This window comes from bacterium (assembly GCA_037131655.1).
Lineage (GTDB): Bacteria > Armatimonadota > Fimbriimonadia > Fimbriimonadales > JBAXQP01 > JBAXQP01.
This window is the reverse complement of sequence record JBAXQP010000028.1, coordinates 1-15101: the sequence shown is the minus strand read 5'-3', so window position 1 is coordinate 15101 and position 15101 is coordinate 1. Positions and strand designations below refer to the sequence as shown.

Below are 15101 nucleotides of genomic sequence, written 5' to 3'. Positions count from 1 at the left end.
GGCACGTGTAATGGCAATTCCCATGTCTGTGCGCCCTCTGGACGGCTTAGTGTGTCTAAGAAACGTAACGCCTTCCTGCCCGCCTCCATCGCCGCCGAATCGCCCGTTATTCGCGCATATTCCCAAACTATCGCCGCATTCGCTCCAGAGTAACCGGAAGAGGTGTCACCAGTACGCCCTAACACTTTATGCAGCTCTGTTGGGGGTGTCCATGCCCATGAGCCGTCAGCTTTCTGGCTTCGAATGAGGCCTTCAACATCCTTCCTCATGGCTGCAAGCGCCTTTTCTATATCACCAAGATGAAACGCCAACACTCCCGTAGAACCTATGCCTACTTTCTCGACGGATTCCTTAATCTGATCTAGCGCCCTCAATCTGAGGTCGGAGTTATTTGTGATACGACTTTGCATCAAGATCGGCAACGCAACTAACGGGTCGAAGGAAACGGGACCGGTATTGGTATGACGCCAGGCTTTTTGGTCAGGATCGTAGCTGTTTAAAAGCCCTTGGGTAAGAAAATCAATTGCGTTAATCCCGCTATGGCTTGGTGAAGGAAGCGAAGGGAGGCCTTTAGCGCTAACATACCAATCGACAATATCGAGCAGTGAAGAACTGTTAGGCAGCACGACCAGATTGGCAGTGATGGTAATCGGTGTTCCTGCTCCCAGATAGAAAGGCCTTTGAGCTGGAAAGGTATCCTCGTCAGCTACATCACGAACCGAAGGAACCCATAAAGCCATTTTGTGATTGTCTTCATTTTCGAGGGAGTTGGGGCTGGAAAATTGAGTGCTTAAGCCATTATAACCCGTTGCCCAATCCTGAAGAGGTTCCCAATTCAAGGCCACCAACGCGCTTCTAAGCCTAACTGCCATCAAAGGAGCTGTGATTTTATAAATATGAGGTGACCAGGGTGTTCCCAACAAATTCCCTTCGCTCGGTTTACCCGAAGCCTCATCTTGAAATAGATACTCCAATCCCGGAAACAACGCCGCCTCTTTTACGCCAAGAGGGCTATCAGCCACTTTAATATCAGGGAAGCAGATTGCCTTGATATCGGCTCCTACTCGCGGTTTGATGTGGGCAATTAGTTGTGCAGCCCGCGAGCCTTTCTGAAGCCGACATTCGACCTCCATTGCCCAGAGGTCGCTGGTTTCACCTCTAAGCCGAACCGCAGCAGTCGTGCCGTAAACGGAGGCAGAGGTATGGTTTAGGCGCAGGGTATAAGTTCGTGTTGGAGCTCCTGAGCCATTCCCCAAAATTAGTGTTAGAGGTGACCAAACCGCAACCTGCGTCCATCCAGAAGCTGTTTTAGCGAAAATGCGTGCTGCAGAACCTTCAGATGAGCGTTGAAATACCAGTCGCATGGTTTCATTTTGAATGTATGCCGTCGAATTATATGCCACTGCGGCCAGGCCTTGCTTTGTGATTGTTGGTGGAGGAGGTGCAACGGGAATAATTCCGACCATCGCGTCCATCTGCTCGCCAAGCATCTTCACTAAAATGTTGTTTGGATTTTGAATGCTGGTAGCTTTCGCCGCCCATTTATAAACTGCCGTCTGACCCGGCAGCAGCGAACCAATTGGTTGCTCTCCTCTTTCTAGTACATGCAAGCCGGAAGCATTCCCAAGTCCAAGCCTCGATTTGCCCCCCTCATAAACCCCTTCGCCGTCGTTTCGAACAATCGCTCTGACTTCAAAAGTCTCACCTAACGTAACAAGCCCCTTTGAAGCAGTGACGCTCGACAGCTTCATCTGAGGTTTGAAAGGATAGTAGAACAGCTTAGCCGATGTGCTGCCAACGACTTTTACGAAGTCATATTTGCCTTGCAAGCCATCAACGGGATAGTAAAAAGAGGAGGAAGGCGTAATTGGCAGACTGACTTTGCTCACAGTGCGGCCATTCGGACCATCCATTTCCAATGTAACTGTTTCAGCTTTAGTCGAACGCACCTCCAGAATACCTTTGGTCATTTTTGTGATGCTGGAAGTCGTGCCACCTAAACGCGTAATTCGTGGAACGGCGATGCTTGCCCAATCAAAGTTGGTGTTGGCTTTGGAATCTGTCGAAAAGACAAGTCGAATAGTCTGTCCGGCATATTCAGTTAAATCGATTGAACACGGGACCCATCCGGGCGAAGTGTTATCAGAGGTGAAAACAGTTAGTCCATTGATATCGACAAAAAAACGCACACCATCGGATTGAATCTGTTTGTCTTCTTGAGTGAGGTTGTCATCCAATCCCACTTGGAAAGTGAGCGCCAAACGTTCGTCGACATTACCCCTCGGCAAAATGAGTTCATAGGTCGCAGTGGCGCGTTGTTTGCTGGGACAAAGGGAAATTGAGTTCAGTTTCACTCCACCGGAGGTAATTTGGCGGACCACTGCCTCCCCCATTTGGTTCTCAACCTTGGCCTTTGGCCATTCTTTGAGCAAATCGTAAGCGGTCTGGGCTGTGGGAGCACTCCCCATTCCAATCACCATCACTAATCCTGCAGCGGCAACTAACATAAGGCCTCCAAAATCCCTGCTTTTACGCTATCCTATAAAGCATACTTCACATCAGCATTTATGCGGTAGGGAAAGGGTCCAATATGGTTCATACATCTGAAATTAGCCTTCATATGAATGGGAATACTGATATTCGCGATATAACAAAAGAAGTTGCACATATTATCACCCAAAGCGGTATCAGTGACGGAATTGCTTGTGTGTTTGTTATTGGAAGTACTGCAGGAATCACTACTGTCGAATTTGAGCCAGGATTGGTCGAGAATGACATTCCTCGGCTTTTTGAGCAGATCGCTTCTAAAGATGCCCATTACGATCATGAGGCCACTTGGAATGACGATAACGGCCATAGTCATGTGCGGGCGTCGTTGTTGGGGCCTTCGCTAAGTGTGCCGTTTTCAGGTCAAAAACTTGCTCTTGGAACATGGCAGCAGATAATTGTGATTGATTTTGATACCCGTCCGAGGCAGCGTGAAATCGTTGTCCAATTGGTCGGGGAGTAGATTTTTTTACCGGACGGTCAAACAGCTTTTCCGACTTTAAAAATCGACAAATTTTTCAGTAAAAATGATTACTCACGGTCAAGCATGTTATATATCGGGACGAGGTTGCCTTTTCCCGATTTGCTCTGCTCTTGACTCAATGCTACAATGTCCATCCCCAGGAGGGTTTCGTGGTTGAGGAAAGACAACAGCTTTGCTTAGGTGAAGAAGAGAATACAGCCAAGTTAAGACGCGCATTCGATGGCGCGCTACGTCACTTGACTACCCAGATCGACCGACCGACTTTTCGCGTGCTGTTTCCAACAGTAAAACCCGTGCGTTATGTCGACGGTAAGGTCGTTTTGGGTGTCGCTAACGAATTCGACAAGACTTGGCTCAGCAGTCGCTATTCGCATATGATAGCGAGCGCAATCGGCAGCCAACTCGGCGAGAAGGTTGAATTGGAGTTCATCCTTGTCCGCCCCGAGGAAGGCACGCTAGTGCCTCAAGATCCGCTCATGGCAAGCCCTTCTCCCACCTATTCAAGAAGGGAAACCCTAGAACTCCTTCCGCGCCCTGAATTTGTTGATCGGTATGCGTTCGAAAGCTTCATTGTTGGCCCATCAAACAGATTGGCACATGCCGGCGCAAGCGCTGTATCCGAAAATCCGGGTTTTAAGTTCAATCCGCTTTTCATTTTCGGAGGGGTTGGGTTGGGAAAAACGCACCTCTTGCATGCCATAGGCCAACAAGTGCTGACGAATTGCCCGAATATGCGGGTTGCCTATATGAGCGGCGAGGCTTTTGCCGACCAATATGTGACTGCGGTTCGCGAGCAGCGAATTGAGCACTTCCGAAGACGATTGCGCAGCGTGGAGCTTTGGCTGATTGATGACGTCCAATTCATCGCCGGCAAAGAACGAACGCAGGAAGAGTTCTTCCACACATTCAACGCTCTCTACCAAACCGGCCGCCAGATCGTCCTGTGCAGCGATCGTCCGCCCAAAGAGCTCTATCTGATGGAAGAACGATTGAGGTCGCGCTTCGAGCAAGGATTAGTAGCCGATATCGCCGCTCCCGATCTTGAAACAAGAGCCGCTATTTTGCTAAAAAAAGCAGAAGCCGATAATTTCGAAATCCCGATGGACGTGGTCTACTATGTGGCCGACAAAATTCAGAGCAATATCCGCTCGTTGGAAGGCGCGCTGACCCGCCTAATGACCCAGGCATCACTCACCAACCAACCGGTAACCACACAATTAGCCGCCAAAGTACTCGGAGCCTTCTTCATCGAGCCGACTCCTTATCGTCCCGCCATCACGGTTAAAGCCATTATCAAGGCTTGCTGCAAACAATTTGGATTATCGGCGGATGAGATGACCGGTCAAGGTCGCAAGTCCAATATCGCCCAGGCAAGACAAGTTGCGATGTACCTCGCACGCGAGCATACGCAACTATCTTGGAAGGCTATTGGCAAGCATCTCGGCAACCGCGATCACACCACCGTCATGCACGGCCACCGCCTAATCGCTCAATCCTTACTCGACAGCCCTGCAATGGAAAGCGCCGTTCAAGAAATAATATCCGTCATCCGCTCCCCCCAAAGCAGCGACGAAGATTAGGCTTTGTTTTGGTATATTTATGCTTTCTTACCTATTTCCCTACTCGCCTTTTGATATATCGTTTGGTTGGTATTATAGGGTATTTATGAGTGAGATAGGATGGGAGGATGAGATAATATGGCTGCTCGAATTGAGAAAGATTCGTTAGGGGAACGAGAAGTACCGGCCGATGTCTACTGGGGGCTTCAAACGCTGAGGGCAATCGAGAATTTCCCAATTAGCGGAATTCGCGAGCATCCGCGCATGATTGAAGCCTATGTGATGCTCAAGAAAGCATGCGCGATTGCGAATAAGGAATTAGACCTGCTCGATCCCGCAAAAGCCGATGCTATTGTCAAAGCTGCTGATGAAATGCTTGAAGGCAAGCTGCGCGATCAGTTTGTAGTAGATGTTTTTCAGGCTGGCGCAGGCACCTCGTTTAATATGAACGTCAACGAAGCGCTGGCCAATCGCGCGATTGAGATACTTGGCGGAACGAAGGGACAATACAACCTCGTAAACCCAAACGACGACGTCAACTACGGCCAATCGACCAACGATACCTTCCCAACAGCCATGCGGATTGCAGCACGCCTCCTAATTAGCGAGTTTGTGCCGGTTCTCGATCGACTTATCGAAGCTTTTGCCGCAAAAGGAGTTGAGTTCGATCACGTCCTTAAATCGGGACGTACTCATTTACAGGATGCAGTTCCGATTCGTTTAGGTCAGGAGTTCACCGCTTATTCAATTACGATGAAAAAGTGCAAGCGATTGCTCAAAGAGGCGACTTATGAAGTTGAAGAACTCACAATAGGTGGAAGCGCCGCCGGAACTGGCATCAATACTGATCCCCTCTATCGTTTCCGAGTAGTTGAGCTGATAAGTCAGTGGACAGGCATACAATTCCGGCCGGCAGAAGATATGTGTGAGGCAATGGAAAGCCAGATGCCGATGGCCGCTTTAGGCGCTGCGCTTCGAATTATCGCTCTTGAACTAACGCGAATCGCCAACGATCTGCGCCTTTTATGCTCAGGGCCTCTTACCGGGCTTGCAGAAATCACTCTTCCCGCCGTTCAACCTGGCAGCAGCATCATGCCCGGTAAGGTCAACCCTTCGATGGCGGAGAATTTAAACATGATCTGCTATCAGGTAATCGGTCTCGCACAATCAATCGATCTGGCAACCCAAGCCGGACAGCTTGAGCTTAATGTGATGATGCCCCTCATCGCTTACGACGCCCATTTCGCTTTAGAGATATTAAAGAATGGTATCGATGTCTTTACACGCTTTGCAGTGCTAGGAATAACCGCTGACGCTGATAAATGCCGCCACTATGCCGAAACCAGCCCCAGCCTAGCCACTGCTCTCAACCCCCACGTCGGCTATACCGTCGCTGCCGATGTTGTCAAACAGGCGCTAAAAGAGCACAAGTCAGTCGTTGATGTCGTCCGAGAGCGCAATCTTCTCACCGAGGAGGAAATCAAACAAATCTTCGATCCCTACAAAATGACCGAACCCGGTATTCCTGGGAAAGACGGGGGTAAGTAGTACGCGCTAATGGCTGATATTACCCTCTTAGACGCAAGGTTCTTAAGCGGAGGGCGTTGGTTACTACGGAGACGGATGAGAGAGCCATTGCTCCCGCGGCAAGCATGGGGTTTAGAAGCAATCCAGTGAAGGGATAGAGTGCTCCGGCGGCGATTGGAATACCGAGGATGTTGTAGATAAAAGCGAAAAATAGGTTCTGTTTTATGTTTCGCATCGTTGCCCGTGAAAGAAGAAGCGCATCGGGTACAGCGTTCAAATCATCTCGCAGCAAAGTGATATCGCTCGACTCGATCGCAATATCAGCGCCGCCGCCCATCGCGATGCCAACGTCGGCTTGAGCAAGAGCAGGAGCGTCATTGATGCCATCCCCAACCATCGCCACTCGCTTTGCGCCCGCTTGAAATTCCTTCACAACTTGCGCCTTGTTTTCAGGCAGAACTTCAGAGCGAACGTTTTCAATTCCGGCCTCTCGAGCGATTGCTTTCGCAGTAGCAGGATTATCACCGGTTATCATCCACACTTCAATCCCCATCTGCTTTAGGCGCTCGACTGCTTGGCGGCTTCCCTGTCGGATCATATCCGCAATCGCAATAATTCCGATAAGAATTCCATTCTGGGCAATATAAATGGGAGTTTTGCCTTCATTCATATAGCTTTGAGCTGACGAGAGGTTGATATTATGGCTTTCCATGAGCCTGGCATTGCCGAGAATTACATCTTGTCCATTGACCACCGCTTCGACGCCAAATCCGGCCTTAGCGTTGAATTTCTCAGGTGAAGTAATAGGAATATTCCTTTCCTGAGCTTTATGCAAGATTGAAGAGGCTAGCGGGTGCTCCGATCCATATTCGGCAACCGCGGCGATGCGCAGCAATTCATCCTCGGCAATTTCCGTTAATGAGAGGATGTCGGTCACTTCGGGTTTACCTTTGGTAATGGTCCCGGTCTTGTCAAGCAGTATTACATCGATCTGATGGGCGGTCTCGAGCGCCGCGGCATCTCGGATAAGAATGCCAATTTCCGCGCCTTTGCCGGTTCCAACCATGATACTTGTAGGCGTTGCCAACCCAAGAGCGCACGGGCAGGCGATGATTAAGACCGAAATGAAATTCTGCAGAGCCCAAAGATAAGACGGCGATGGGCCGAATGCCAGCCATAGGGTAAAAGTGGCAACCGCAATCATCATAACAACCGGAACAAAATAACCTGCCACCACATCGGCAAGACGCTGAATAGGAGCTTTTGACCCCTGAGCTTGCTGTACCAAATTTACTATTCGAGCGATTGCCGTATCCTCACCAACCCCTGTTGCTAAGAAGATAAAGGTTCCGGATTGATTAATTGTGCCGGTAAACACCTTCTCGCCTTTCGCCTTTTCAACGGGGAGGCTTTCGCCCGTAAGCATACTTTCATCAACTTCCGATTGGCCTTCCTCTATAATCCCATCCACAGGGATACGTTCTCCCGGTCGAACCTGAATGTGATCATTTATCTGGACCAAATCCACCGACAACTCGACAAGATTACCATCACGAATTACACGAGCGATCTTAGGCTGGAGCGAAAGCAACTTTTGAATAGCTGCGCTCGTTCGCCCCTTTGCGCGAGCTTCGAGAAAACGGCCAAATAGGATTAACGTAACGATTGTCGCTGCAACTTCATAATATAGATGCGGCTCGATTCCGTGACTGATAAGCCATCCCCCAAAGAAGGTTCCCACCGCGCTATAGATGAATGCCGCTCCGGTGCCGATGGCAATAAGCACGTTCATATCGCTGGTGCGCTGCAAAAGCGATCGATAGGCGTTTATATAAAAAGACCATCCTGTTCCGAAAAGCGCTCCTGAAGCCAGAACGAATTGGAGATAAGAATTGCTCAACCACATCGGCATTCCTGGAAGCATAGAAGATAAAAGAGGCGTGGTTAGGATTGCAGCGAAAAGCATTCGGTAGAAATATTCCCGTTGTTCAGTTTCACTTGCCTTTCTTAGGGTTAAAACGGTCTTCTTTTTGGCAATCTCGGCTTCATATCCGATTTTATCAACCGCATTAAGCAATTCTTGAGTTGAGGCTGCCCCGAGCTCGATCCTAATAGATGCCGTCTTGGCGGCTAGATTGACATTCGCTTCAATAACACCATGAACCCTCCGAAGCGCCTTCTCAACACGAATAACACATGACGCGCATGTCATCCCTAAAATATCCAAATCCACCCGTTCGGTTGGATTCTGGGGGGCTTTATCCGCGATCACCTCAACGCTTTCGCCTTTTTTAGGTCCAAAGAAGAACCAAGCCAAAAGCCCAATAGCAACCGCCCCGCCTATAAGAATAAAAACCTGATTCAATCCAGTCATCATCCCCAACCTGCAGACAAATTAATAGATTCTCTTCTATATACGTAGCTTACCTAAAGAAGGTGATCGCTGACTTATACTCCCTGCGACACGGGCTGAAGGGCTGCTCAGGGATACGGGTATTGTAGGGGCGCAGCTTGCTGCGTCCTCCGGAGGGCAGGGCAAGCCCTGCCCCTACCTCCGAAAGAATAGGCTTCGGCACAAACAGCCTCGCAATGACACATTTGGCAATAGCAAAATGAAAAGGGGTCGGGCTAAAGCCCGACCCCTTATTGAGAAAACTAAGTTAAGCCATTAGACGTGCTAGATCAGAACGTGAGCTAGCTATACGCAGGTGATTATTCGTTGTAGGCTCGGAGAGCCGTAGGCCTATTTCGTCACACACTTGACGAACCTTTATTTCAATCGCTGCTGCCCATTCTAAAAGCTCAGCGCGTGATTTTCGACCGTAGTCACAAGCCGCGATGATCACCGTTGGGGTGGATTTTGCACCTGTGCGAGGCCAAACAACAAAGCCTAATTCCCACAAAGCGCTCTTTGAAGTATGGATTGCCGCCAGAGACCAATTGGCTTCACTCAACCCAAGCTCTGCAAGCTTGTGAAGTTGACTTCGAAGCTGATCTTCAAACAACTCCGGCACCATGTGCTGCAACACAACCATTAGAATATCATCACGGTCCGCTTGATCGATAATTTCTTCTATTAATCCAACAGGAGCGCGTTCCTGAATGGCTCGTCGAATTTGGAACAGCGCATTCCTGACAGCCCCTTCAGTCTTGCCGATACGATGAGATGCGCGCTTTATTAACGCGGAAGACTGGGAGGTTGCAGAAGCTTCCGTATAAAGAGCGGCAATCACTTCTCGCTGGGTGCTTGTAAGACCGCCCATCAGTTCCGCAAGTTGATCCGCAAGGTCGAGCGATCCTTCATCAATTTCGAATTCATGTGTAGATGAGGTATCCGCCAGTTCAACAAGCATTGTTTCAATCGGCTGAGTATTCAGGTCAACCCTCTTTTGAGCACGATAGAAATCTATGGCTTGGCGACGGACAATTGTTGTGAACCATGCACCGAAAGAACCGCGGCACTGCCCGATGGCTTCAGTTGCCTTCACGCAGGCATCTTGAACAACATCTTCATAATCCCTTGGCGCCATCTGGCGGGCGATATAGTAGGCATGGTTCGAATGGCGACGCAATAGCTCTCCCAAAGCTTCCCTATCCCCTAGCTGGGCTTTGGTCACTAGCTCTTCGTCTGATATAACCACCGTTAAAGGCGGTATTTGCGGCATTTTCAATTCAGACATCTTCTTCTCTCACATTCTCCGCTGGTCACGTAACTGTGGACGTGCTTGCCGACTGTACCATTCCCGTCGGCTGGAGAAACGAAGCCTAAACTAGCCTGGACCCTCATCGCCCTTGTCGGGTTTGTTGGGATTAACTGTATGAGAATCAACATTGGACTGACCTGATGCCATCATCACCTGTGTACTGGCCTTATTGGGCATACCCAAAAGGGCCAAATTCACGGCGAATGCTAAACCAACTACGATCAACATTAATTTGCGGATCATTTTAATGAACCTCCTTAACTACTTGCGTAAAACCTGGATACTGTCGAGCCTTATGTTCTAGTTGCTGCTGCGTTTCATAAGGATCAGCTTCAATTGCAAGAGCAACATTTTCTGCTGACTGCGCGTATTCGCTCTTCTGAGCTAGGATACCTGCTTTATCTAACAATCGGCGCGCGCGTGCACAACGTTCATCGGTAACTTCAAGTGCATTGTTAATACGTTCAAAAGCTTTGTCAAGTTCGCCTTGAACGCGATAAAATTCAGCATGATTATTGAAAAGCATCGAGAGCAACTCTCGAAGGTGACACTCTGTCACCGGTTCAGTGGTCGGAACCACATCGAGCGGCAGCTTACCATTTAACTGAGACTGGATTGCCTTTTCAGCTTCCGTAAAGACCAATTCCGCCTGCGGAAAGTAATCTTTGCCAAAAACTCTCAGCGCATAGGCCAACCATAGAGTATTGGGCCAATATCCCCAATATTCTTCTGCCACTTGTTGGCTTTTTAATAACATCGTCGGGATGTCATTCTGAAGACGCGCATCTCGTGCCTCATAGTAGAGCTTCATTGCCGCGCTATCCTTGAGGTCGGGATAATTACGTCGGACTTCGGTCAAGATACTGGTCTGATGTCTTTCCTGAAACCTATAATCGGGCGAAGCCTGCCTCACAGGTTGCCCCTGCAACTTGGTATGCACGATAACCGAACTTAATTTCAGAATTTCATCAGTCGTCCAGACATGCATCGTCATCAACCTCGAAAAACATCCACAACTCTCTATATTATACGACTTCAGAATTACTTCTTTGTTAGTAAAATTTTCAGCTTTTTTTAAAAACCTGGCATTTTCTAACTCTATAATATGTTAGACGCATAAAAAGCTGATTTGGTTCAACTTAGCTGCATATATTCACCTAGTTCTAAAGGCCTATTTTCTTTTTCGTATACTTTCGCCGGATGTTAAATATCAATTGCAATTGGGAGGCTCGCCGTTGTAGACTTTCTTAAGTTCTTAACTGCACTTTTTAGAAGGAGCCTCAATATGAGTGAAACGCTTTTGACACCGAAACAGGACCGTGCTCGACGGCTAGCATGGTTTCGCGAAGCTCGCTTTGGTATGTTCATCCACTGGGGTCTATATGCCCAGCTAGGACGCCATGAATGGGCAATGAATTATGAGCAAATCCCAATTGAAGAATATGAAAAATTAGCCGATACCTGGAATCCCAAGCCTAATGCAGCTCGACAATGGGCTAAAACGGCTAAACAGGCAGGTATGCGCTATATGGTCATGACTACCAAGCATCACGAAGGATATTTCCTTTGGGATACTAAAATGACTGACTACAATTCCGTCAAACGCAGCCCTGGACGAGACTTGGTTGCCGAATATGTCGAAGCTGCCCGAGCAGAAGGTCTGAAAGTTGGTTTCTATTATTCGCTGATGGACTGGCATCATCCGGATGGAGCAATGTGCAAGGTAAACGAGGCAGCTAGACGCCGCTTCATCGATTTCACCCACGGAGCAGTCAAAGAGCTTTGCAGCAATTATGGCAAGCTGGACATCCTTTGGTACGACGTCAATTGGCCCCTAGACGCTGAAGAATGGGAATCCGATAAGTTGTGCCGAATGGCAAAAGCGCTTCAGCCTGATATTATCATCAACGACCGTTCAGGCATTCCTGAAGACTTCGGAACGCCCGAAGGTCATATCACTGCTGCTGAAAGCGGCCGCGCATGGGAAGCCTGCATGACCTTCAACGATAGTTGGGGCTACACTCCCATCGATGTCAATTATAAGAACGCTTGGCAAGTTCACCAAATGCTTCGACAGGTAGCAATCGGCCACGGTAACTTACTTCTTAATATCGGGCCCACTCCTGAAGGCGATGTGCCTCCGGAATGTGAGAAAATTCTAGGTGAAGTTGGCGATTGGATGAAGCGAAACGGCAAGTCAATTTACGATGCAACCGATCCGCTGGAAGATCATTGGAATGTCATGGGTCTGTTTACGCTCAAGGGACAGACCGCTTACTACCATTGTCACCGCTGGCCGGGCAAGGAACTTGCCCTTGGAGGCATCACCTCCAAGGTACTGAGCGTCAAGTACCTTAAAGACGGCGTTCCTGTTAAGTTCACCCAAACCGATCGCCGGTTAATCCTTCATGGTCTCCCGGAAAAAGCTCCCGATTTCCCTGCTACGGTCTTCGAGATTGAAGTAGAGGGCAAGTTCGAGCGATTAATGGGCTGTTGGCACAAGAACTACGAATAAGCTGTCTTCACAAAATAAGGGCGCCCCATCGGGTCGCCCTTATTTAATATCTAACCCGTAACCCTGAGTAGGTATCCGGACCATATCGAAGGGCGGCGAGGGTTAGGCTGACGGCTGATTGCTTCTCTGCTAATTACTCCCCAACACGCACAGTCACTAATCGGGCAGTGTCGAGGTCAAGGGCTACTTCGGTTTCACCGATGCGGATGACAATGGCGGGGAAGCGTTGGATAACTACTAAAGTTGCGCCGGGGACAATTCCAAATGCTAGGAGTTTGCGCCAGTGGGTTCCATCGTGACGATTGATGGTTACTACGGTCGCTCGTTTTCTTTTAGCCAATTTGTTCAGGGTGATGTCCATTATTTAGGGGAGTCTATCACATCTGACTTGCTTGAAAACTGTTTCTTGCTCAACATTTCACGAAGCTTTTTCAACCAACGCGGCACCAACGGTTGTTCGTAAGCACAGTGCGGGCATTTAATGAGGTGGCAGCCGCCGTGTAAACCGCATGACTTGCACCCAGCTTCAGCTTCTTGCTCATCAAACTCTTTCTGGCACAAAGAACATATCATAAATGCATCCCCAATCTGAGAATTATTTGGTTGAGTATAATGCCCACAGAGATTGCAAAGAAGGCGGTAAAGCAAGCCACACCGAGAGCCATTCTAAGCCCGCGTTCTCTTTGGATAATAATAAACTGGGCGATGCAAGGCAGGAAGAGCGTCAACACTACAGCAGCAATTAAAAGCTGGTTTCCGTTCAACTGATGCGCTCCGTGGAGGCTATAAAGACCGGCCGCACCGTAATCTCTGCGGAAGAAACCAAATAAGAAGGCTGTCGATGCTTCAGCAGGTAAACCCATCGCTTGCACAATCGGCTTAATACATCTAATGGCGAGATCAAACAGATGGGTCAACTGGCCAACCCAGATGAGGATGCTGGCGTAGATGAAAATCGGAAGCACTTCCATAAAGTACCATTGAAGCCGGCTAATGGTTTTGATCATCACGTTGCTAAAGCTAGGCATACGCATCGGGGGAATTTCCATATAAAACCCAGGCGCTTTCCCTGGAGTTAGCCGACCGGCAAGGAAGCCCGCCAAAAGAAATACACCCGTTAATATTAATCCCCACACCCAAAGCGCCGATTGGTGGTCGGCCAGAAGCGCCAATATGACGCCCAACTGAGCTGAGCACGGAATGACCAGGCTAAGAAGGAAAGTCGCGATGATCCGCTCGCGTTTGGTCTCTAAAATGCGTGTGACGATAGTCGCCGTTGTATCGCAGCCAAAACCGAGAACAATAGGAATAACCGCTCGCCCATTTAAGCCAATTTGTTTAAAAAGCCTATCAACTAAGAGCGCTAATCGGGGCAGATAACCGCTGTCTTCCAAAAGGGCAAACACCAAGAAGAAAAACCCGACAATCGGCAACACTAATGCAAAAGCATAAGTCACACCAAACGTCCAAATCCCATATTCCCCCACCAAAAGCTGTCTGATAGGTTCATAAGGAATAATAGCATTCGTCCAGTGGGTAACAAACGGATTGATGTGGTTTCCGAAAACGACGCTGTTAATATAATCGACAACGAGCCCGCCGGCAAACACACCGACAAATTTATAGAGACCGAAATAGAGCACCACAAAGAGAATGGGGATACCCCAAATCGGATGCATGCATAGACGGCCGGTAAATTGGAGGAAGCGGTTATAGTGTCTAATATCCTGACGCAGAAACTCGCCTGCCAAAGCGCTCGACACGGCTTGGCGCTCAAGAGCTATCCGATAACCGATCGGTTCCTTAAGCTCCTTCTCAGCCTGGATCACAAGCTTAGTGATCGAGTCATAAACCTCTTCATTTTCACTTTGCTTAACCCAATCGTTCGCATCTTTATCATATTGAAGTACCAGTATTGCTACCGTTCGATGTGATAGCTGATACGTGCCTTTTAACATTTCGGCGATTTGGCTGACAATCCGCTCGATTTCGGGACTATATTCAAATGGCTTTGATGCCGTTAATATGGGCATCAATGGCCTCCTTTAATTCTGAAATTCCATGCCCTTTAAGCCCAACCGTCGGGATAACAGGAACACCCAACCTTTTGCTAAGGCCGATAATGTCTATCTGCATGCCGGCCTTTTCCAATTCATCCATTAGGTTCAGCACAAGAATGACAGGCAGTTTTGCTTCAATGAGTTGGAGAGTAAGCGATAGCATTCGTCCGAGGTTCTTTGCATCGACGATATGAAGGACAACTTGAGGATTAATTTGAGCTAATAGCTCCCGAGCAATCCGTTCTTCTTCCGTAATTGGATGTAATCCATACATACCGGGAGTGTCGATTACCTTTAATTTTTGTTTGCCAATAGTGCAATAACCGGTCATCGTCTCGACGGTAGTGCCTGGATAGTTGGATACGGTCACATATCGGCCGGTTAAACAGTTAAAGAGCACGCTTTTGCCCACATTAGGACTGCCTACAATCGCAATAACTGGAAGGTGATCCTCTTTATGAACAACCTGCGCCTTTGGTTTTTGGAATCTTTTCAACGGCAAACTTATTGTCATTCTATAAACTTTCTTTGACTCCCTTTTGTCTCTACGACTCTCATACTTATTATATCCTTAGTTACGCTAATTAGTCAGTGTAAATTAACATTTACTCGTCATTTTATCAGTATTGCGGTCGCCTGAAGGCTTAATTGCTGTTGAGAGGGATGCCACCAAGCCAGAACGGCCGCTCGCCCGTTGGTCGTTAA

General features: G+C 48.5%; 13 protein-coding genes. 4 read left to right on the top strand and 9 right to left on the bottom strand.

Annotated features, from left to right (window positions below; all coding sequences use genetic code 11):
* A partial coding sequence (locus WCO51_02515) for a hypothetical protein (protein MEI6512130.1) occupies positions 1–2507 on the bottom strand: 2507 nt, incomplete at its 3' end.
* A gap of 83 nt (positions 2508–2590) precedes the next feature.
* Between WCO51_02515 and WCO51_02510 the strand changes: the two genes are divergently transcribed.
* The 3 genes from WCO51_02510 to WCO51_02500 all read left to right on the top strand — a co-directional run bounded on the left by WCO51_02510 (position 2591) and on the right by WCO51_02500 (position 6138).
* Entirely contained in the window at positions 2591–3010 is a 420-nt protein-coding gene (locus WCO51_02510; GenBank protein MEI6512129.1) for a secondary thiamine-phosphate synthase enzyme YjbQ, read from the top strand.
* 170 nt (positions 3011–3180) lie between these two features.
* Entirely contained in the window at positions 3181–4611 is a 1431-nt protein-coding gene (dnaA, locus tag WCO51_02505) for a chromosomal replication initiator protein DnaA (protein MEI6512128.1), read from the top strand.
* A gap of 117 nt (positions 4612–4728) precedes the next feature.
* Positions 4729–6138 (top strand): aspartate ammonia-lyase, encoded by a 1410-nt coding sequence (locus WCO51_02500; GenBank protein MEI6512127.1) that lies wholly within the window; start codon positions 4729–4731, stop codon positions 6136–6138.
* A gap of 19 nt (positions 6139–6157) precedes the next feature.
* Here WCO51_02500 and WCO51_02495 read toward each other — a convergent pair whose 3' ends face one another.
* The 4 genes from WCO51_02495 to WCO51_02480 all read right to left on the bottom strand — a co-directional run bounded on the left by WCO51_02495 (position 6158) and on the right by WCO51_02480 (position 10809).
* Positions 6158–8494 (bottom strand): heavy metal translocating P-type ATPase, encoded by a 2337-nt coding sequence (locus tag WCO51_02495; protein ID MEI6512126.1) that lies wholly within the window; start codon positions 8492–8494, stop codon positions 6158–6160.
* A 283-nt stretch (positions 8495–8777) separates the two neighbouring features.
* Complete coding sequence (locus WCO51_02490) at positions 8778–9797, bottom strand: RNA polymerase sigma factor (protein ID MEI6512125.1); 1020 nt, start codon at positions 9795–9797, stop codon at positions 8778–8780.
* Between the two features lie 90 nt (positions 9798–9887).
* Positions 9888–10064, bottom strand: coding sequence for a hypothetical protein (locus WCO51_02485; protein MEI6512124.1), 177 nt, complete (start codon positions 10062–10064; stop codon positions 9888–9890).
* A 1-nt stretch (position 10065) separates the two neighbouring features.
* Positions 10066–10809 carry a hypothetical protein gene (locus WCO51_02480; protein ID MEI6512123.1) on the bottom strand — a complete coding sequence of 248 codons (744 nt, stop codon included), beginning with the start codon at positions 10807–10809 and terminating at the stop codon, positions 10066–10068.
* A gap of 297 nt (positions 10810–11106) precedes the next feature.
* Here WCO51_02480 and WCO51_02475 point away from each other — a divergent pair, with 297 nt between their 5' ends.
* A complete protein-coding gene (locus WCO51_02475) occupies positions 11107–12336 on the top strand; it encodes an alpha-L-fucosidase (GenBank protein MEI6512122.1) in 1230 nt (409 codons plus the stop codon).
* Between the two features lie 133 nt (positions 12337–12469).
* Here WCO51_02475 and WCO51_02470 read toward each other — a convergent pair whose 3' ends face one another.
* From WCO51_02470 to WCO51_02455, 4 genes are read right to left on the bottom strand one after another with little or no spacing between them, the layout of a single operon-like run.
* Positions 12470–12697 carry a FeoA family protein gene (locus tag WCO51_02470; GenBank protein MEI6512121.1) on the bottom strand — a complete coding sequence of 76 codons (228 nt, stop codon included), beginning with the start codon at positions 12695–12697 and terminating at the stop codon, positions 12470–12472.
* Positions 12697–12909 carry a hypothetical protein gene (locus tag WCO51_02465; GenBank protein ID MEI6512120.1) on the bottom strand — a complete coding sequence of 71 codons (213 nt, stop codon included), beginning with the start codon at positions 12907–12909 and terminating at the stop codon, positions 12697–12699. Before WCO51_02465 ends, WCO51_02470 begins: the two co-directional genes overlap by 1 nt.
* Positions 12906–14369, bottom strand: coding sequence for a ferrous iron transporter B (locus WCO51_02460; protein ID MEI6512119.1), 1464 nt, complete (start codon positions 14367–14369; stop codon positions 12906–12908). Before WCO51_02460 ends, WCO51_02465 begins: the two co-directional genes overlap by 4 nt.
* The gene (locus WCO51_02455) at positions 14338–14910 is read right to left on the bottom strand and encodes a FeoB small GTPase domain-containing protein (GenBank protein ID MEI6512118.1); all 573 of its coding nucleotides are present in this window, start codon (positions 14908–14910) and stop codon (positions 14338–14340) included. The genes WCO51_02460 and WCO51_02455 overlap by 32 nt, the downstream gene beginning before the upstream one ends.
* Positions 14911–15101 lie beyond the last annotated feature (191 nt).

Excerpts from the sequence above, each read along its gene's own strand:
- WCO51_02510 (MEI6512129.1), top strand. The coding sequence starts at position 2,591 with ATGGTTCATACATCTGAAATTAGCCTTCATATGAATGGGAATACTGAT.
- WCO51_02500 (MEI6512127.1), top strand. The coding sequence starts at position 4,729 with ATGGCTGCTCGAATTGAGAAAGATTCGTTAGGGGAACGAGAAGTACCG.
- WCO51_02495 (MEI6512126.1), bottom strand. The coding sequence starts at position 8,494 with ATGATGACTGGATTGAATCAGGTTTTTATTCTTATAGGCGGGGCGGTT.
- WCO51_02490 (MEI6512125.1), bottom strand. The coding sequence starts at position 9,797 with ATGTCTGAATTGAAAATGCCGCAAATACCGCCTTTAACGGTGGTTATA.
- WCO51_02485 (MEI6512124.1), bottom strand. The coding sequence starts at position 10,064 with ATGATCCGCAAATTAATGTTGATCGTAGTTGGTTTAGCATTCGCCGTG.
- WCO51_02480 (MEI6512123.1), bottom strand. The coding sequence starts at position 10,809 with ATGCATGTCTGGACGACTGATGAAATTCTGAAATTAAGTTCGGTTATC.
- WCO51_02475 (MEI6512122.1), top strand. The coding sequence starts at position 11,107 with ATGAGTGAAACGCTTTTGACACCGAAACAGGACCGTGCTCGACGGCTA.
- WCO51_02470 (MEI6512121.1), bottom strand. The coding sequence starts at position 12,697 with ATGGACATCACCCTGAACAAATTGGCTAAAAGAAAACGAGCGACCGTA.
- WCO51_02465 (MEI6512120.1), bottom strand. The coding sequence starts at position 12,909 with ATGATATGTTCTTTGTGCCAGAAAGAGTTTGATGAGCAAGAAGCTGAA.
- WCO51_02460 (MEI6512119.1), bottom strand. The coding sequence starts at position 14,369 with ATGCCCATATTAACGGCATCAAAGCCATTTGAATATAGTCCCGAAATC.
- WCO51_02455 (MEI6512118.1), bottom strand. The coding sequence starts at position 14,910 with ATGACAATAAGTTTGCCGTTGAAAAGATTCCAAAAACCAAAGGCGCAG.